This window comes from Hymenobacter aquaticus (assembly GCF_004765605.1).
Taxonomy (GTDB): Bacteria; Bacteroidota; Bacteroidia; order Cytophagales; family Hymenobacteraceae; genus Hymenobacter; species Hymenobacter aquaticus.
On sequence record NZ_SRLC01000002.1, the window covers coordinates 1,348,704 to 1,366,456 of the forward strand.

At 64.1% G+C, this 17,753-nt stretch carries 14 protein-coding genes; 6 read left to right on the forward strand and 8 right to left on the reverse strand.

The window, feature by feature from the left end; genetic code table 11:
- Positions 1 to 520 precede the first annotated feature (520 nt).
- From E5K00_RS18440 to E5K00_RS18450, 3 genes are all read left to right on the forward strand, one after another.
- Entirely contained in the window at positions 521 to 3,949 is a 3,429-nt protein-coding gene (locus E5K00_RS18440) for an Ig-like domain-containing protein (RefSeq protein ID WP_135464746.1), read from the forward strand.
- 60 nt (positions 3,950 to 4,009) lie between these two features.
- Positions 4,010 to 4,210, forward strand: coding sequence for a PID-CTERM protein-sorting domain-containing protein (locus tag E5K00_RS18445; RefSeq protein WP_135464747.1), 201 nt, complete (start codon positions 4,010 to 4,012; stop codon positions 4,208 to 4,210).
- A gap of 159 nt (positions 4,211 to 4,369) precedes the next feature.
- Entirely contained in the window at positions 4,370 to 4,759 is a 390-nt protein-coding gene (locus E5K00_RS18450) for a VOC family protein (RefSeq protein ID WP_135464748.1), read from the forward strand.
- A gap of 102 nt (positions 4,760 to 4,861) precedes the next feature.
- Here the strand turns inward: E5K00_RS18450 and E5K00_RS18455 are convergent, their stop codons facing one another.
- The gene (locus E5K00_RS18455; RefSeq protein WP_135464749.1) at positions 4,862 to 5,872 is read right to left on the reverse strand and encodes a hypothetical protein; all 1,011 of its coding nucleotides are present in this window, start codon (positions 5,870 to 5,872) and stop codon (positions 4,862 to 4,864) included.
- A gap of 285 nt (positions 5,873 to 6,157) precedes the next feature.
- The gene (gene meaB, locus E5K00_RS18460; RefSeq protein WP_135464750.1) at positions 6,158 to 7,132 is read right to left on the reverse strand and encodes a methylmalonyl Co-A mutase-associated GTPase MeaB; all 975 of its coding nucleotides are present in this window, start codon (positions 7,130 to 7,132) and stop codon (positions 6,158 to 6,160) included.
- A 201-nt stretch (positions 7,133 to 7,333) separates the two neighbouring features.
- Between meaB and E5K00_RS18465 the strand changes: the two genes are divergently transcribed.
- Positions 7,334 to 8,734 (forward strand): DUF5723 family protein, encoded by a 1,401-nt coding sequence (locus E5K00_RS18465; protein ID WP_135464751.1) that lies wholly within the window; start codon positions 7,334 to 7,336, stop codon positions 8,732 to 8,734.
- Between the two features lie 260 nt (positions 8,735 to 8,994).
- On the opposite strand, the gene E5K00_RS18470 is transcribed toward E5K00_RS18465, so the two are convergent.
- Positions 8,995 to 10,098, reverse strand: a complete 1,104-nt coding sequence (locus E5K00_RS18470) for a YncE family protein (RefSeq protein ID WP_245328340.1) — start codon at positions 10,096 to 10,098, stop codon at positions 8,995 to 8,997.
- A 216-nt stretch (positions 10,099 to 10,314) separates the two neighbouring features.
- Here E5K00_RS18470 and E5K00_RS18475 point away from each other — a divergent pair, with 216 nt between their 5' ends.
- Positions 10,315 to 10,926 (forward strand): hypothetical protein, encoded by a 612-nt coding sequence (locus tag E5K00_RS18475; RefSeq protein WP_135464753.1) that lies wholly within the window; start codon positions 10,315 to 10,317, stop codon positions 10,924 to 10,926.
- A gap of 125 nt (positions 10,927 to 11,051) precedes the next feature.
- Here the strand turns inward: E5K00_RS18475 and E5K00_RS18480 are convergent, their stop codons facing one another.
- The 5 genes from E5K00_RS18480 to E5K00_RS18500 all read right to left on the reverse strand — a co-directional run bounded on the left by E5K00_RS18480 (position 11,052) and on the right by E5K00_RS18500 (position 16,542).
- Positions 11,052 to 11,588, reverse strand: a complete 537-nt coding sequence (locus E5K00_RS18480) for an NUDIX hydrolase (protein ID WP_135464754.1) — start codon at positions 11,586 to 11,588, stop codon at positions 11,052 to 11,054.
- 75 nt (positions 11,589 to 11,663) lie between these two features.
- On the reverse strand, positions 11,664 to 14,624 hold the full coding sequence (locus tag E5K00_RS18485; protein ID WP_167856945.1) for a GEVED domain-containing protein: 2,961 nt from the start codon (positions 14,622 to 14,624) through the stop codon (positions 11,664 to 11,666).
- Positions 14,625 to 14,731: 107 nt separating this feature from the next.
- Positions 14,732 to 15,160: a hypothetical protein gene (locus E5K00_RS18490; RefSeq protein WP_135464756.1), complete on the reverse strand. Its 429-nt coding sequence runs from the start codon at positions 15,158 to 15,160 to the stop codon at positions 14,732 to 14,734.
- A 96-nt stretch (positions 15,161 to 15,256) separates the two neighbouring features.
- Positions 15,257 to 15,682, reverse strand: a complete 426-nt coding sequence (locus E5K00_RS18495; RefSeq protein ID WP_135464757.1) for a hypothetical protein — start codon at positions 15,680 to 15,682, stop codon at positions 15,257 to 15,259.
- A gap of 131 nt (positions 15,683 to 15,813) precedes the next feature.
- On the reverse strand, positions 15,814 to 16,542 hold the full coding sequence (locus E5K00_RS18500) for a L,D-transpeptidase family protein (protein WP_210114333.1): 729 nt from the start codon (positions 16,540 to 16,542) through the stop codon (positions 15,814 to 15,816).
- Between the two features lie 204 nt (positions 16,543 to 16,746).
- Between E5K00_RS18500 and E5K00_RS18505 the strand changes: the two genes are divergently transcribed.
- The gene (locus tag E5K00_RS18505) at positions 16,747 to 17,712 is read left to right on the forward strand and encodes an alpha/beta hydrolase (protein WP_135464758.1); all 966 of its coding nucleotides are present in this window, start codon (positions 16,747 to 16,749) and stop codon (positions 17,710 to 17,712) included.
- Positions 17,713 to 17,753: the final 41 nt, after the last annotated feature.

Consider the following 17,753-nt stretch of genomic DNA (forward strand, 5'->3'; position numbering starts at 1 on the left):
CCGCGGCTTTTTCGCCTGCTGCCCGACTGAGCTAAGTGTTTAGGGGCAAAGGCACCTGGCAAGCTGGGCGTGGCGTTTCGGGGCCAGGGGGAGAATGGTATAGTATTAATTGTATAATAGAAAAACTGTTTATGAGAATTGTGGCAATTGAAAGTGAAAAAAATATTATTAGCTGGCTCAGCAATTGTGTCGTAGCTTAGCTCCCGATTATCGCATAGTATCTAGGATTTATCCTGTGCTGGTTCGTGGTATAGTCTTGTTTTCCGCGTTATTTTTCTCCTTTCCGGTTACTTAATCTGCCGCCCGCTACGACTGGGTTAGCTCGTTACTGATTCACTACTAGGTGGTTGATCTGTTCGTGCGGTTTGGGCCTGGGTGCCGCTGACGTTTTACTCTGGTGGGTGCCCTGGCGAAGGGTACCGCTCAACTTCTATGCGCTTTATCGTGCATCTCGCCGGCTTTGCTCCGCAGTGCCCCGCTGTTTTTCATCCTCTCTTTTTCCACTTCTTCCTATTGCGTTATGACCCAATTTTCCTCTGGTAGTATTCCCAAACTAGGCCGGCTGCTCCTGCTGTTGCTCGGGCTGCTGGCCACGCTGACGGCGGCAGCTACGGCCCCGGCCGCTGCCGTAACCGTTAGCGTTACTCAGCCCACTAATAACAGTGTCGTCACGACTATTCGGCCCGTGTATGCCGGCACCACGGGCCCCAATACCGCTGTAACGGTGTGGGTGGACGGGGGCGTTACCCGGATTTCGGTTACCTCCGATGCCAGCGGAAACTGGCAGGTACGGCAGCCGACCAACCTGAGCAACCAGTTTCACACCGTGCACGCCGTAGTAGGTACGCTGAACAGTAACGTGGTGAACTTCACCGTGACTCCGGCGGCGCCTACGCTCACCTCGACCACGCCCGGCGGCGGGCCGGAGGGCGACACGTTTGCGCTGACCGGCGCCAACCTGTATGGCGTCACGAGCATTAAGTTCGACAAGAATCCCAGCAACCCGGGTAACGTTACCGCTACCTCCGGCTTTACCATCAGCGACGACGGCACCCAGATTACGGGCATCGTGATTCCATTTGGGGCCCGCAGCGGCCTGATGACCGTAACGGCTCCGGGCGGTATCAGCAACGGCATTTTCTTCGATGCCTACCTGCGGATCACCGTCAACAGGCTGGTACGCCAAACGCCCACTGCCGCCTCGACCAACGCTAATAGTGTGGCGTTCCGGATGATCTTGACGAACAGCCCACAACCGGCGCTGAGCGCTAGCAACTTCACGCTGGTCGCCTCCGCTGGTATCACCGGCGCCAGTATTACCAGCGCCGCCCCCTTTAGCTTTGGGTCGCCAACGTACGATATTGTCGTGAATACCGGTACGGGCGAAGGCACGATCAGCGTGCAGCTTACCTCCAACACGCCCGGGGCTACCCGCATGGTGAGCAACCTGCCCTACACGGCCGGCGAAGTATATACCATCGACCGGACCGCGCCCACCGCGGCAGCAGTGCTCAGCTCGCCACTCAACGGCGCTATTACCAGCGGCCAGCCCGCGTACAGCGGCACGGCCGAGGCGCTGAGCCGCGTAACCGTACTGGTAGATGGCACGAGCGTCGGCACGGCCACGACCACCGCGGCCGGCGACTGGACGCTGACTCAGCCCACGCCCCTGGCGGCCGGCACCCACACCATCAGCACCACGCTGCAGGACCAGGCCGGCAACGACGGCCCGGCCGGGGCGGCTTCCACGTTTGTCGTTGACCTGACGCCTACAGTGCTGACGCTGACGCCCGGCTCGGCCCCGATAGGCGGCACGATTTCGCTGAGCGGTACCAACCTGACGGGCGTGACGACCATTACCTTCGAGAAAAGTCCCAACGTCTCGACCTATCCAACCACCACTTCGGGCTTCGTGATAAACGCGGCCGGCACCCAGATTACCGGGATTGTAGTGCCCGTGGGCGCCAAGAGCGGCAACCTGACGGTGACTTCGCCCAACGGCACCAGTAGCCCCCAATTCTTTGCCCTGGTGCAGGACCTGGTAATCACCGGCAACCAGACGATTCCGCCCGGCAGCTACAATAGCATCACCATCGGCAGCGGCAGCACGGCCACGCTTTCCAGCAACGTCACCGTGACCTTCCAGCTGACCGTGGCCGACGGCGGCACGCTCAACACTTCTACCTACGTAATCGGCGGAAATGGCAGCTTCACGCTGGCCTCGGGCGGTACTCTGAGCACGGCTAATGCCAACGGTATTGCGGCCAGCGGCGCTACCGGTGCCATCCAAACCACCGGCACCCGTAGCTTCTCCACCGATGCCAGCTACTCCTACGCCGGCAGCGGGGCAATGGTAACCGGCTCGGGCCTGCCCAGCCAGGTGCGCAACCTGACCATCAACAACTTCGCCAGCCCCGTTACGCTGTCGGCCCCGGTGAGCGTGGCGCAAGTCGTGACCATCGGCTCGTCGGGCAACCTGGTGCTGAACGGCAACGCCCTGACGCTGCTTTCCTCCGGTGCCGGCACGGCTATGGTCGTCAACAGCGGCACGGGCATCATCAGCGGCAATACGGCCGTGGTGCAGCGCTACATTGACCCCAGCCTGAACTCGGGCCTGGGCTACCGCCACTACAGCTCGCCGGTGGCCGCCGCTACCTTCGCCGACCTGGCCACCGGGACCTACACGCCCGTGGTGAACCCCGACTACAATACGCTGGGCAACGCGGTAACTCCTTTCCCGACGGTATTCGGCTACAACGAAGCCCGCCTGGTGGGCACCAGCCCGATAACCCAGAACTTCGACTACGGCTACTTCTCCCCCGAAGCCCTGAGCTCGAACCTGGTGCGGGGCCGCGGCTACACCGGCAACCTCGACGCCGGCAGCCTCGTGGACCTGGTGGGCACGCTCAATACCGGCTCGGTGGCCGTGGGCGCCCTGACCCGGGGCACCGAAACCAACTCGGGCTGGCACTTTCTGGGCAACCCGTACCCCGCGCCGCTAGACTGGAAGAAAGTCCGGGTGAACCTGCCCACCGGTATGATTGATGCCGTGTACGTCTACAAGTCGACGGACCAGTACGGCGGCACTTACCAGGTTTTTCAGAACGGCTTTGGTAGCCTGCCCGGCGGTATCATCGGCTCCATGCAGGGCTTCTTCGTGCGGGTCAGCCAGACGGTCAACTCGTTCAATTTTATCAGCGCCTGGCGTTCTACTACGCTCGAAAACCCCGTTTTCAACCGCCCCGCCGCCGATTTGCGGCCCGCGTTGCAGCTGGACCTGGTCAGCAGCCAAGGCACCCACGACCCGACCTACGTGTACTTCGAGGAAGGCGCCACCGCCGGCCTCGATGACCACTACGACGCCGAGAAGCTGCCCAACACCACCGGCCTGAACCTGGCTTCGGTAGCCGTCGGCAAGGGGTTGGCCGTGAATGGCCTGCCCCTTATGCCAGCCACCCTCGTGCCCCTGACCGTGGGCGTGCCCGTGACGGGCAGCTACACGCTGCAAGCGGCCTCGTTGGCCAACTTCGGCAGCACACCGGTGTATCTGCTCGACGCCGAAACCGGCCAGCAGGTCGACCTGACCAAGCAAAGCACTTACCGCTTCTCGGCCAGCAACGCCGCCCTGATAACGGGCCGCTTTACGCTCAGCTTCGGCGCCCTGCGGCCCCTGGCCACCAACCCCGCGACGCTGGCGGCCGACGTGAGCGTGTATCCGAACCCGGCCCACGAGCAGTTCTCGGTGCTGATTCCGGCCGTGAGCGGGGCCACGCAGGTAGAAGCCGACCTGCTCAACTCGCTCGGCCAGGTCGTGAGCCACCACACGGCTCCGCTGCCCGCCGCCGGCACGAGCCTTTCCGTGAGTGCCAAGGGCGTGAAGGCCGGCGTGTACACGCTGCGCCTGCGGGCCGGTACGACCACCCTGACCAAGCGCGTGATAGTGCAATAACTTCTTGTCAGCCTGGCCTCGTTCCGGGGCCGGGCTTTGCCTTTTTACTTTGTAAGACGCATGAAATACCTGTTTCTCTCAACCGTATTCGCAGTAGCTATACTGGGCCTGACCAGTGAATCGGCGCGGGCCCAGGGCCCCGGCAACGGTGGTCCCCAGCCCGGGGCTACCAATGCTCCTATTGATGGTGGCGCTTCGGCGCTGCTGGCCGCCGGAGCCGCCTACGCCCTGCGCCGGCTGCGGCAGCGCCGGGCGGCATAGTACCCGCTGAGCCAAGCTGCCTTGCAAAAAGAGCCGGCCCGAAAAGGTCGGCTCTTTTTGCGTGCTATCTTCCGGCCGCTGCCCACTGCTAGCTTAGCTGCGCCACCGGGCAGACTGCGTTTTACCAAGCTGTTACTCTAACTTACCCGCTTCCCAACGATGCAACTCGGTTCCGTAGCTCTCCTGGTGCGCGACTACGACGAAGCCCTGGCCTATTACGTGGGAGTGCTGGGCTTCCGGCTGCTGGAAGATACCAGCCTGGGCCAGGGCAAGCGGTGGGTGCGCGTAGCACCGCCCGGGGCTGAGACTGGCCTGCTGCTGGCCCGGGCCGTGGCGGAAGAGCAGCGGGCCGCCATCGGCAACCAGAGCGGCGGGCGGGTATTCCTGTTTCTGCACACCGACGACTTCTGGGCCGACTACCAGCGCCTGCTGGTCCGGGGCGTACGGTTCCTGGAAGCGCCCCGCCTGGAAAGCTACGGCCACGTCGTCGTATTTCAGGACCTGTACGGCAACCGGTGGGACCTGCTGGAAGTGCGGCGCGGCTTATAAACCCAAGCGCCCGGCCCTGAAAATTCAAGGCCGGGCGCTTCTTACTGACAAGCGGACACGGGTTGGGCAATAGTACGTCGGTAGCCGTCCGTCCTCGGCGGGCTAGTGCACTTTAAGTTGGGGGTTTGACGTGTTCTTGCCCTTTTGACCCTTCTTGTGCTCGTGCAGCAATTGAATGACTTCGTGAGTAGGGTTGGAGCCTAAGCCAATCAGCAGCCCGGTAGCCGCGATGCGCAGCCCGGGCGTGGCCGGCAGCGGGTCGGTAGAATGTATGTCGCTCATGGCGTTGATGGCGGCAAAAACGTCGAGCTGGAAAATAGCGGCCAGGGCCAGGCCCAGCAGGGCGCCGAGGTAGAGGCTCAGCAGGCGGCGGCCCGGATTGTCCTTGAACGTGGCCAGGAAGTCCTGCATGCCGCTGATGGCCGTGTCGGCCAGGGCTACTCCTTCGCGGAGCCGGGGCAGTTCGTTCTGGTATTTGGTCACCAGGAAGTTTACGCTCTGGGCGGCGGTGGCGGCCAGCAGCTGCATGCGCTGGTTAGACGGCCCGTGGGCCCGGATATCGTTGAAGCGGCGCTGCATGCTGTCCAGGTCTTGCTGCGCCGTCGTGAGGTAGGCGGGAATGGCCTGCTCGGTACTGTGCGCCGTGGCCAGGGCCTGATCCAGGTGCCCGTGAAACGGCTTCAGCGAATCGGCGAGCTGCAGCTCCAGGTCGTGCACCTGCCGGCTGATCGACGTCATCGGCCAATATGCCCCGATGCGGGAGCTTAGCGCGTTCCAGATGCCCTCAATGACCCGCTCGATGCCGAGGGCCGCCGCCGTAATAAAGCCAATGGAAGCGGCTGTCTGGGTGCCTGCCAGCTTGTTTTCAGCCAGAATAATGAGGGCCAGCACCGCCCCGATGCTCAGCGGCCCCAGCCACTGAATCAGCCCGTTGGATAGCTCGTGCTGCTCGAAGTTGGGCCGGGTTGGCGTGTGTAATCCGCTCGGCGGGGGCGTGGCGGAGGGCTGGTCCGGAGCGGGAGTGGCTGTGGGAGTGGTAGCCGTAGGCAGCACGGAAGCGGGGGTGGCGGCCGGTGCCGACGGCGTGCTGCCAGTGGTAGAAGTGTCTAGCATCGGTATTGTACAAGAAAGGAGAAGGAAGCCGGCTACCGGGCGGGCCGCCGTGAATGATTCTGAAGCAGTTCAAAAAAATCAGCCATAGCCGGCGGCGCGGCAAGGAGTAAGTGAATCGGGACTTGAGCCGCCACGCGAGGGGCTGAGCTGGCCACACGCTTGCGTGGCGGCTTTACAAAGGCACACAATTCAGCTTGCTTACTTCAGCGCAGAACTACCCATTTTCCAAACCAGGTAATTCTACCTGCTTCCGGCCGGCCGGCGTTTCGCTGCCACTTCCGCAGGCTACAGGCCCAACAGCTCGGCCGCGGCCCCGAAGGCCGATTTACTGCCCTCCAGCACCTGCTGGCGCAGGGCGGGCAACTGCTGCTGGACGCTGGCTTTGGCGTAGAACTGCTCTTCCAGGCCCTGCCGGATGGCCTCGTAGAGCCAGTGCAGGTTCTGCTCCTGCCGCCGCCGCTGAAAGTAGCCGCTCTGCCGGGTTTGCTCCACGTACTGCTCCACCACCTGCCACACCTCGGCCACGCCCGCCCCGGTCAGGGCCGAGCTGGTGGTAACGACTGGGTTCCAGCCCGAGGGAGCCAGGGGAAACAGGTGCAGGGCGTTCTGGTACTCGCGGCGGGCCAGCTTGGCGGCCGTTTCGTTCTGGCCGTCGGCCTTGGTGATGGTCACCGCGTCGGCCATTTCCATGATGCCCTTCTTGATGCCCTGCAGCTCGTCGCCGGCCCCGGCCAGCATCAGCAGCAGGAAAAAGTCGACCATGCCGTGCACGGCCGTTTCGCTCTGGCCCACGCCCACGGTTTCGATGAAAAGGACGTCGTGGCCGGCGGCTTCGCACAAGATCATGGCCTCGCGGGTGCTGCGCGTGACGCCGCCCAGGCTGCGGCCCGCCGGCGAGGGCCGGATGTAAGCCTGCTCCTGGGCCGCCAGCTGGTTCATGCGGGTTTTGTCGCCCAGGATGCTGCCCCCGCTGCGCTGGCTCGTGGGGTCGACGGCCAGCACGGCCAGGCGCTTGCCCTGCCGCAGCAGCTCCAGGCCCAGGGCCTCGATAAACGTGCTCTTGCCCACGCCCGGCACGCCCGTAATGCCCACCCGCACCGAGCGGCCCGCGTGGGGCAGCACCCGGTCGAGGACCTGCTGGGCCAGGTGCTGGTCGGTGGGCAGGGTGCTTTCCACCAGGGTAATGGCCCGGCTCAGCACCATGCGGTTGCCGGCCAAAATGCCGTCGGCGTACTCATCAACGGAAAAGCGCTTGGCCAAAGGGAGGTGGTTTTGACAGAAAATACCGGTGCCGAGCGTTTACCTTTGCCCCGAGCCCGGCTGCGGCCCGCAAAATACTAGGCGCGGGCCAGAATCCGGGCACGGGGCAAATTTCCCGCTCCGGGCCGTATACGCGGCAAGTGCCCACCCGGTCCGCCGGTCCGCCGTGCGTTGTCTTATTCCTGCTTCAAGTTCAGCATCGTGAAGAATCTTCGTTTTGCCCTGAGTGCCGGCCTGTGGCTGGCCGCCGCTACCGGCTTGCGGGCCCAGAGTGAGCTTACTTCGTTTTCCATCGTGGGGCGGGGCGGCGTGGCCAATACGTTTGCCAACGACTACCAGGCCCTGGGCGTCAATCCGGCTAACCTGGCCCGCACCGGCAACGCCACCGTGGCCTTTACCATCGGGGAAGGCGGCGTGGGCGTGGCTTCCGAGTCGCTCACCCGCACCCAGATCCGCACCTTTCTGCGCACCGCCGACCAGCCCCTGACTTCGGCCGACAAGCGCGACCTGGCCCGGGCCTTCACCTCCGCCAACGCCCTGCAGCTGAATGCCGACTTCACCCCGGTGGCTATTTCGGCCTCCTTCCCGATTCTGGGCAGCTTCGCCTTCAGCAACCGGCAGCGCGTGGTGGCCCACATGGCCCTCAACCAGAACGCGGCGGAAATCCTGTTTCTGGGCCAGGACGCCCCGATTTATGCCAACTACAACCCCGCCACCTCCCCGCTGCTGACCGAGGCGCTGGCCGGCACCCAGGTGCAGGGCACGTGGTACAACGAGTTCAACTTCGCCTTTGCCCGCCGCCTGATTACGCTGCCCCTGTTCCGGCTGTCGGGCGGGGTAGGCTACCGCTACATTCAGGGCGTGGGCGTGGTCGACGTGCGCATCGAGCCGGGGCAGCTGGAAGCCTACAGCGCCATGTCGCCCATCTTTAAGCTCGACTACAGCAAGCTGGTCAACAACCCGTCGTTCGATTTGCGGGAGCGGGCCAACGGGTTGCAGCCCGTGGGCAAGGGCAACGGCGTCGATTTGGGCGTGGCCCTGGAAGCGGGCAAAATGCTGCGTCTGGGCTTGTCGGTCACCGACATCGGCAAGATGACCTGGGAGGGCAACCTGCTCACGGCCTCCGACCAGAAGCTCAAGAAGCTGCAGTCGTCCGGCATCGACAACGCGGATTTCATCAGCGCCGCGGCCCGCATCTTTGCCTCCGGCACCGACAGCGTGCTGACCTACAAGCCCAGCCTGACCCGCACGGCCCAGCTGCCCACCAAGCTGCGCGCCGGGGCCGGCCTGCGCATCTCCAATAGCCTGGAGCTGGGCCTGGACGTGACGCTGCCGCTGAACGAGGTGGCCGGCAACATCACCGCGCCCTTCGTGGGCGCTGGCATCGACTACAAGCCGGTGCGGTTTCTGCGCCTGAGCAGCGGCGTGGCGGGCGGGGCCGGCTACGGCTTTGCCCTGCCGCTGGGCGTGGCCTTCACCACCAGCCTCTACGAGTTTGGCGTCAGCACCCGCGACCTGCCGGGCCTGCTGTCGGCCGAAAAGCCCTACGCCTCGGTGGCCGCCGGCTTCGTGCGGTTCCGCTTCGGCGAAATCAAGGATTAGCGGCTGACTTTAGGCTGGTTGACCGTGGCGTTTTTACACCGGTTGTCATCCTGAGCTTGCGCAGGACCTTCCTCTGCTAAGTGACAAGCCCGAGTAAATGCACAAAGCCCTTTACCATAGCATTGGTAAAGGGCTTTTTTGTTGATACAAGCCGTAGCGGGGTAGACGAGGCAGGTCCTTCGTTCCGCTACGCTGCACTCAGGATGACAGAATAAACAACAGGTCCTGACAACGAACAACGAGCAACGAACAACTAAGACTCACCGCACGAAGTTGGGCAGGCCCAGCTTGCTGCGGCGGCCGCCGAGCTTGAGGCCGTCGTCGACGTAGTTACAAGCTTTGCCGGCGGCATTCGGGTCCTGAATTACGCCTAGAAAGGGGTTGTCTTCGCGGGCCACGTAGATCTTGCCATCGGGAGCCAGCTGCAACGAGCCGATTTTGCGGTTGGCCGAAGTGCCGACTTTCACCGCGTTGTCCTTGCTTTTGGTTTTCAGGTCGAACTGCCACACTTCAGCCTGCCCGCCGCCCTTGCCGTTGCAGGTGCCGTAGAGCTTCGAGCCGTCGGGCGAAAACTCGACGCCGTAGGCTTCCTCGTAAGTGCCAAACTGGCGCGGATTGCTCACTTTGCCGGTCGTGTTGTCGAAGTCGAACACCTCGAACTTGTTGCTTTCGCGCCAGATGGCGGAGGCCAGCTTCGAGCCGTCGGGCGAAAATTTCATGCAGCCAATGGCGTTCCGGCCCGGCCCGGCGTTCATGCTGCCCACGTTGCTCAGAATCGGCTTGGTTTCGACGCCCTCGGGCGTGACCAGGTACGACACGAAGGCGTTGGAGTTCCAGCGGTGACCCACCACCCAGATGTCGCGGCCGTTTTTGTGCTTCACGGCGGCCAGCTTTTCGGCTACCGGCGAAATCAACAGCATGTTGGCCCGGGGCACGTCGCCGAAGCCGTCCTCCCGCGTCATGTCGACCACGGAGTAGCGCATGCCGTTCTTGCTGCCCTGGGGCGCGGTGGTGAAGATGTAGAACACATTGCCGCTGCCGGGGTCGGGCACGATCAGGGCGCTCTGGGCGCTGGACTTGCTGCCCATCAGGCCCTTGCCGTTGAGCATGGGCTGGTGCTTGCGGTTGTATACTACCTCGCCATCGGTGTAGAAGAGCAGCTGGCCCTGCTGGTTAGTGGCCACCGACGAGCCCTCGTAAGTGCTCATTTTGCCGTCGAGCAGCGGGGTGGGGGCGGCGGTGCCGGAAAACTTCAGGCCGGCCTGGCCGCCAAAGTACCAGATGGATTGCTCGCCCTGGGCCCGCACGGTGGCCGGCGCCGACAGGGAGGAGAGGAAAAACAGGGAAAGAACAAGGCGTTTCATAGACATCAGGAGCTCTACGCAGGCTGTGGGGGTAGAGGCTGCGCGGCGGCAAAGTAAGAATTGAAATCCGTGCCAAACTGCGGCGGGAGCGGCTGGTGGCTTGCTGGCCGGAATTTTTCGGGCCACGCAACCTTCGCGCCTCGCCTCTGGTCATCACGCTACAACGCCGGCTTCCGGCCCGGCGCGTGCTTTTTCGCCTCTTTTTATCCTACTCCTATGATCAACCCTCTATTCCGAAACGTGCTGGGCGGCCTGCTGCTGCTGGCCGCCGGGGCCTGCAGCTCCGAAGCCACCGACCCGCAACCCGACGAGCGAATCACCCGCACCGACGAGTTCGTCAGTGCCAAGGCCGACGGGCAGTACACCGATTGCAGAGACGTGTACCGCCGCAACGGCACCGTGCCTGATACGCTGTTCAACAGCTACCAGAACTTTATGGTCAGCAGCACCCAGCGCCTGCAGCAAATCGACATCATGCGCCTGGAAAACCCGACCAGCAGCGCGAAATACTTCATCCTGACCTTCGGCGACGTGGACCTGGACGCGCTGACGGTGCCCGCCGAGTTTACCGCCGCCGACCGTTCCCGGCGGGTCTCGCTCACCTTCGGCGACTACACCAGCACCCAGGGGCCCGTTTCCGGTGCTGACCCCAACCGGTACCAGGGCTCCACGCTGACTCCGGACGGGCTGGTGGTGAAGATTCTCAGCAAGGACAACGACGTACTGACCGGCACTTTCCGCGGGCCGGTGTCCAACTCGGCGAAGCAGGTGAAAACCCTCACGGAAGGCCAGTTCCGGGTGAAGCTCCTGCGCAAAATCCGGCCCTAACCTCTTTTTTCCGCACTACCTGTTGCACCAGCGCGCGTACTCCGCGCAAGAAAATCCCGTCCGGGCCAGCTGCCGGGGCGGGATTTTTATGTGCGTGCCTGATAAGTCCGTTGGAGTAGCCGACGCTAAATATCCCACTCCCCGGCCAGCAGGCGCGGAATCAGGGGATGAATAATCCGGTAGCTGGCGCCCCAGAGCTGGTAAGGGCCCACCCGGTAGTAGTCTACTAGCATGGGCTCGGGCCAGCCGGGCAGCTGCCACCACTCCCGCACGTGGGTGGCGGGGTCGGCGAGGGTACGCAGGCTGATTTCGAGCACCTCGGCAATTTCGGGCTGCTGGCACCACCACGTTTCGGGCCGCCGGATGCTGGCCAGAAACGGCGCAATGTGAAAGCCGCCGGTGAAGGTAGACAGCTCGGGCAAGGTCAGCAGCACCCGGATGTCGGCAGGCTTCAGGCCCACTTCCTCCTCGGCCTCGCGCAGGGCCGTGGCCAGCAGGGAGTCGTCTTCCGGGTCGCGCTTGCCGCCGGGAAACGCCAGCTGCCCGCCGTGGATGCCCCGCTCGCCGCGCCGCACCAGCACCAGCTGCAGCTCGCCGGCCGCGTCGCGGTACACGGGCACTATCACGGCTGATTCGCGCAGGGCAGGTAGGGGAGAGTTCATGGCGGCAAGATACTAGCCAGGTCATTTTCAAATAGCTCTACTGCGCTTACTGAATTGCGCCAGCTCGTGCGGCCGCTAATAAAGCAGCACTTTCCGGGTGCCCCCGGCGCCGCGCAGCCGCAGGATATAGACGCCCTTAGGCAAATACGTCAGGTCGAGCGGGGAGGGTGCCTGGCCGGTCAGGAACTGTTCCCGTACCAACCGGCCCATCGTATCCCTTACTTCCAGGGTGCGGTTGGCAGCCCCTTCAATCAGGATCTGCCCGGCGCTGGGATTCGGATATACCTGCCACGCGGGAGCGGCCGGGGCAGCAGCCGTGGTCGGCGTCACGGTGGAGACAATGACGGTAAAGTCCCGGGCCTGCCCGGCGTATTCTTCCCGGAAACAGGGGCGGGGGTCAGCGCCATTATAATACACGGCTTGGGCACCCATCCAGGCCATGCGCAGGCGCAGCGGGCGGCCCCGCACGGCCGAAATCGGGGGCGTGATGGTGCCGCTCCAGAGCGTGTTGTTGCCGTCGTGGTAGAGGCGCTCCGTTTGCGGGTCGAGCACGCCGTCGTCGTTGCTGTCGAGCCAGATCTGCAGCCACATAAATGCCTTGGAGGTGCTCGGGGGCGTGCGCATGGCAAATGACGTGGGCACGCCGGCCGTCAGCCGGATAGGGGGCGTAGTGCAGGTGGCATCCACGTAGGGTGCCAGCCGCTGCGGGTTCGAATATTGCCACGACGAGCCAAACTCAATGCTGCTCTTGATCCAGAATCCGGGCTCAATATCCGGGCCGCCGATGGGCAGGCAGGACGCCGGCCGCGGCCCCTGGTCGAGGCCGGTTACGGTCAGGTAGGCGGGGCGTAGCGCGGTGCTGCTGCCGTAGCGGTTCGTGACCTGCAGGGAAACGGCATAGGTGCCCGGCGCGGCGTAGGTGTGCTGCGGGTTCTGTAGGGTGCTGAACGTGCCGTCGCCAAACGACCAGCGCCAGGCGGCCGGGGCGTAGCGGCTCGTGTCCTGCAGCTGCACCGTGCCGCTGCACATGGTGGTCAGGTCGCTGCGGAAGCCGGCCACCGGGGCCTGGGCCGCGGGCTGAATGATGACCGTGTAGTCTTCGGTGCCGGCCGAGTTGAAGGCCGCCGGGCAGCTGTCGTAGGGGCTGGCGTAGTCGGTGAGGCGGGTTTGCAGCACCCGTAGGCGCGTAGGTCCCGGCAGGGCGTTGGCCGGCACCCGGAACGAGAGCAGCTGCGGGCTGTTCATCGTCACGTCGCCCAGTTGCTCGTCATGCGCCATGTAGCCGTCCTGGTTGTAGTCAATCCAGGCCGCGACGCGCACCCAGGGACCAGTACCGTAGGCCCAGGGCAGCGTCTGGGTGCGCAGGGTGTAGCGCTGGTCCTGCTGCAGGTCCACGGTCAGGGCCGTGAAGTCGCGGTAGGCGGTGCCGGGCTGGCGGCTGGTGGCGTTGTCGAGGCTGCCGACCTGCACGCGGGTAAAGTAGGAGGGTACGGAAGCCGAGCCGCCGGTGCCGGCTGCCGTGCAATACGTTGGGCAGCGCACGGCTACCACCACCGTTTGAGTGGCCGTATCGGCCCCCAGGGCGTTGCGGGCAATCAACTGCACCGGATACACGCCGCCGGTGCTGTAGGCGTGGGCCGGCGGGTTGGCGGCCGTGCTGGTCGTGCCGTCGCCGAAGTCCCAGTGGTAGCTGGTGGCCCCGCCGGTGGTCTGGTTGGTGAGGGCGGCCTGCAGCGGACCGCACAGCCGCGGGTAGGTCAGGGCAAACCGGGCCACCGGGGCGGCCGTGTTGGGCAGCAGCGTCACCGAGTAGTCTTCCACCTGCCCGCGCTGCGGCGCCACGCAGGGCCCGAAAGCTGCCGCGCCCGCCACGTCGGCCCAGATGCGCAGCCGTAGCGGCCGGTTATAGATCGTGCCGCTGGTGGCGGTAACGGGCAACGAGATAGCCGGGCTTTGCACCCCAATGCTCTGGTAGAGCAGCTCGCCGGGCAGGTCGAACTGGCCGTTGTCGTTCAAATCGAGATACACGCGCACGTCGTGGGCGAGAGCAGCCGTGGTAAGCTGGAGCGGGTAGGAGCGGTCGGCGGAGAGTGTGGCCCGCTGCTGGCAGCTGAAATCCTGGTAGCCGGCGGCCCCGTCGGCCGAGCGCTGATCAATAGTGGCCAGCTGTACCCGCGTCAGGCCAAAGCCGCAGCAGTAGACGCTGGTGGCGGGCTGGCAGCTGGCGGCCCGGGGCCCGTCGGTGCGCACGCTGATGTAGGCCGGGCGCGTCAGCGAGTCGCAGCCCTGCGCATTACAGGCGCGTAGCTTCACGGTGTAGGTGCCAGCCTGGGCGTAGCTGTGCGCAGGGTGTTGCTGGGTGCTGGTTGTGCCGTCGCCGAAGGTCCAGAGCCAACTGGTGGGCGTGTTGCTCGATTGGTCCCGGAACGCAATGCTACCCGCGCAGGTCACGGTATCCGGAGCCGTGAAGCGGGCCTGCGGGCGGGGCGCGGTAACCGAGCCCGGCACCAGCACGCGGTAGTCTTCGGTCTGCGAATACCGGGGCGTGGAGCAAGCCGTGGGTACCGGCGAGTTAACGTAGTCGGCGGCCAGGCGCAGGCGCAGGGGCGTGGTGGTCAGGGCCGTGGCGGGCACCGTGAAGCTGCCCGTATGCTGCCCGGTGGCGGTAGAGGCCAGCACCAGCTCCGCGTCGCTGAGCACGCCGTTGCCGTCGAAGTCAATCCAGGCGCGCAGGGTTTCGGCCGCGTTGGGGTTGGTCTGCACCGCCAGGGTGTAGGTGGTCCCGCGTACCAGCTGGGCGGCCCGGGCCCGGCAGGCGTAGTTCTGGTAGCCGTCGGTGCCGCCGGCAGTCGTGGTATCGAGCCCGGCCAGCTGCACCCGGAAGATACCCATGCCGAAGGCCTGGTTGGCTACCGGCGCCGCACCCGGCTGGCAGGTGCTGGCCAGCGCGCAGGTCTGGGCCCAGGCGGCCGGGCTGGTCAGCGTCCAGAGCAGCGGCAGCAGCAAGAGCCAGCTCCAATGTGCGGCAACTGGCATAGGGTAGGGGTAGCGGTGTTTCATGCGAACGTGCGCGGGATGGTACACTAGCTATATTTCACGGCAATCGGTCTGCTGCCCGGGCGAGCAGTAGTCAGCCGACGACGTTAGCGCACGTAGTGCTCATCGAAGGCATACAGCAAAGCAGCACCCGGATTGCCCCAACGGTTGTCGTAGCGGAGCGTAAGCGTGTGCTCGGTCAGGTTGAGTATTTGCCCCTTGGTACTGGTGCCCGGCAAAAAGTACAGAATATCACCCTCCCGCTTAATGTTGCTCGGATAACTCTCCGGCTGATTCGTCCGGGCATCGATGTACGTCAGCGTCGTAGTCGTAATATCCATGTGATAGGGGTCCGGGTTCACCGATTCCTTCTGCGAAACGACTTTGCCATTGGCGTCATACGTATACTCAGTGGTGCTTTTATACTCCCAGCGGCCTTCCAGCGCGGGGGCGGGCTTTGCTTCTTCCTTCTCCTTCTTACAGGCAGAGCAGAATACGAGCAGACTCAACAGGAATAGGTAAATGGTGCGGGGCATTGTAATAATGCATAAACGGTGGATAATCAAAGCTAACAAGACGCGGCGGCCGATAGCGGCTCATGCGTCAGTTTCGGAGAGCAGTACCGTGTGGCTCTAGCGGACGTAGTGGTCCTCTAAGGCTTGGGTATAGCCGAGTTTAGGGTCACCAAACGGGCCCTCAAAGCTGAGCGTGAGGGTATTCTCAGTCAGGTTTTTGATGCGGGCCTTATGGCCGGGGGTGGGCAGGAAATACAGCATATCACCTTCCACCTTGATCTGGTTCAGGCCTCCTGCTTTATTGGTTTTCTTCTCGACATACTGTAGTGTCGTTGCCGTAAGATCCATATAGTAAGGTTCCGGAGCAAGCCACGGTACTCGTGATATTTCCTTGCCCGTGGCATCATAGGTATAGTCCAGGCTGTTTTTGTACTCCCAGCGGCCTTCTAAGGTGGGGGCGGGCTTTGCTTCCTCGCTTTCCTTCTTACAGGCGGTAATATATACGAGCAGGCTCAGGAGCAAGAGATAGATGGTGCGGGGCATCGTAGGATAGATAAAGATTGATAATCAGCGCTAAGATAATTTAAAGGGGCCAACCAGGATGGTCGGGAGAAAAATAGGCCGGTAAAATTTTGCTGGAGCCCACGAGTTACAGAAATCTGCCTATTGCTCGGCTACCGCACCACGTACCTGCCGGTAGTTTCCACTTCCACCACGGCCGGCGTCAGGTGCTCGTCGAAGTACGCAAAACCCGGCTGCAGGCTCTGCCAGAAGCTGTAGTGCACGTTCTGGCGGTAGCGCTCCATGTTCTGGGCGTTCATCTCGAAAGGAAAAATGTGAATTTGTAGATCCTGCTGGCCGGCGCTGCGGGCTTCCAGGGCCAGCAGGTACACTTCCTGAATCCCGTCGTCGGTGATGGGCAGGCAGCCCACCGTCACGTCGGAGCCGTGCACGAAGATGTGGCTGCCGGGGTTGGGGCCGCCCAGGGCCCGGTCGGAGGCGTTGGGGTAGTCGAGGCCCAGCGACATGTAGTAGGTGCTGATGGGGTTGAACCGGTCGAGGCGGTAGAAGCCCTCGGGCACCTGGTTGTCGCCCTCGTGGCGCTTGGGGCCGAGCGAGCCGGAGGTGGCGGCCAGCGGGTAGGCGCGCAGCAGCTGAAACGTCGCGTCGCCTTGGTTGCGGCCCCAGGCTTCGAGCCGCCGCCCGATTTTGAACACCCGGAAAAACACCTCCAGCCGGGCCGGGTCGATGCGGCGGCTGCGCAGCAGCGTGCTAAGCTGGGGCCACTTGCGGGCGTAGGCCAGCTTCACCCGGGGGTAGGTGAGCTGATATTCCCGAAAAGCCGGATTGGGCGGGCACGCCGATAAAAGCAGCAGGCTGGCGGCCAGAAAGAAGGTTCGCATGAAAAGGACGCCCGCGAAAACCGGTGCAATGCTACCGTCGAGCCAGGCTAGGCAAAGAACGCGCGGAGAAGAATAAATAGTATGCTATATAGGAGGAAAACGCGCCGTCTTGTGCGGCGTTACTGCTGAGCCACGTACAACTACGGGCTGCCTCGCCCGCCGCTCCGCTTTCCCGTGCTACCATCTCCGCCAAACCACCGCCGCATGACCGAAACCCGCTACCAACCCGATGTGCTCGGCCCCGATTTCGAGCAGCTGGTTCTTCCGCAGCCCGCCGACTACGAAGGCCCCGTGGTGTGCACCCTGGTGCGGGCCTGCCACCCGCCGGCCGGCACCCGGGCCGTGCTCTACGTGCACGGCTTCACCGACTACTTTTTTCAGCGCGACATGGCCGCCGAGTACCAGCGCCACGGCTTCCGCTTCTACGCCCTCGACTTGCGCAAATACGGCCGCTCGTGGCTGCCCCACCAAACGGCCAATAACGTGCGCGACCTGCGCGAGTACTACGCCGACCTCGACGCGGCCCTGGCCGTGCTGCTGGCCGAGGGCTGCCGCACCATCGTGCTCAGCGGCCACTCCACCGGCGGACTTATCGTGGCGCTGTACGCGCAGGAAGGCGCGCGGCGCGCGGCGGTAGCGGCGCTGTTTCTGAACAGCCCGTTTCTGGAAATGCACCAGAGCTGGCTCAACCGCGCCGTGGCCGTGCCGCTGGCCGCCGCCGTGGGCCGGTTTGCGCCCGGGCTGAAGATTCCGGCCAACCTGCCCACGGCCTACGGGGAAAGCCTGCACCAGCGCTACCGGGGCGAGTGGGACTACCACCTGCCCTGGAAGCCGATTGAGGTGTTTCCGGTGAATACGGGCTGGCTGCGCGCCATTCACGCCGGTCACCGCCGCGTGGCCCGGGGCCTGAGCATTCCGCAGCCGGTGCTGGTGCTGCACTCCGACCAAACCGTGACGGAGAAAGGCTGGAGTGAGCAGTACTTCGAGGCCGACGGGGTGCTGAACGTGCGCCACATCCGGGAGCTGAGCCCCCGGCTGGGGCCGCGCGTCACGGTGGCCGCCATTCCGGGCGGCATGCACGATTTGGTTTTGTCGCGGCCGGCGGTGCGGGCTCTGGTGTACCGGGAGCTGTTTCAGTGGCTGACGGCGGTGCTGCCCGGGGCGGCGTAGCCCCGCCCAGCCGCGCGGGGCGCTGCCAACCGCGCCGGCCG

What these genes read in the sequence shown, in the direction of transcription:
- E5K00_RS18470 (WP_245328340.1), bottom strand. Translation starts at nt 10,098, where the DNA reads ATGAAACGCCTTGTTCTTTCCCTGTTTTTCCTCTCCTCCCTGTCGGCG.
- E5K00_RS18485 (WP_167856945.1), bottom strand. Translation starts at nt 14,624, where the DNA reads ATGCCAGTTGCCGCACATTGGAGCTGGCTCTTGCTGCTGCCGCTGCTC.
- E5K00_RS18495 (WP_135464757.1), bottom strand. Translation starts at nt 15,682, where the DNA reads ATGCCCCGCACCATCTATCTCTTGCTCCTGAGCCTGCTCGTATATATT.
- E5K00_RS18445 (WP_135464747.1), top strand. Translation starts at nt 4,010, where the DNA reads ATGAAATACCTGTTTCTCTCAACCGTATTCGCAGTAGCTATACTGGGC.
- E5K00_RS18450 (WP_135464748.1), top strand. Translation starts at nt 4,370, where the DNA reads ATGCAACTCGGTTCCGTAGCTCTCCTGGTGCGCGACTACGACGAAGCC.
- E5K00_RS18505 (WP_135464758.1), top strand. Translation starts at nt 16,747, where the DNA reads ATGACCGAAACCCGCTACCAACCCGATGTGCTCGGCCCCGATTTCGAG.
- E5K00_RS18455 (WP_135464749.1), bottom strand. Translation starts at nt 5,872, where the DNA reads ATGCTAGACACTTCTACCACTGGCAGCACGCCGTCGGCACCGGCCGCC.
- E5K00_RS18480 (WP_135464754.1), bottom strand. Translation starts at nt 11,588, where the DNA reads ATGAACTCTCCCCTACCTGCCCTGCGCGAATCAGCCGTGATAGTGCCC.
- E5K00_RS18475 (WP_135464753.1), top strand. Translation starts at nt 10,315, where the DNA reads ATGATCAACCCTCTATTCCGAAACGTGCTGGGCGGCCTGCTGCTGCTG.
- E5K00_RS18440 (WP_135464746.1), top strand. Translation starts at nt 521, where the DNA reads ATGACCCAATTTTCCTCTGGTAGTATTCCCAAACTAGGCCGGCTGCTC.
- E5K00_RS18490 (WP_135464756.1), bottom strand. Translation starts at nt 15,160, where the DNA reads ATGCCCCGCACCATTTACCTATTCCTGTTGAGTCTGCTCGTATTCTGC.
- E5K00_RS18500 (WP_210114333.1), bottom strand. Translation starts at nt 16,542, where the DNA reads ATGCGAACCTTCTTTCTGGCCGCCAGCCTGCTGCTTTTATCGGCGTGC.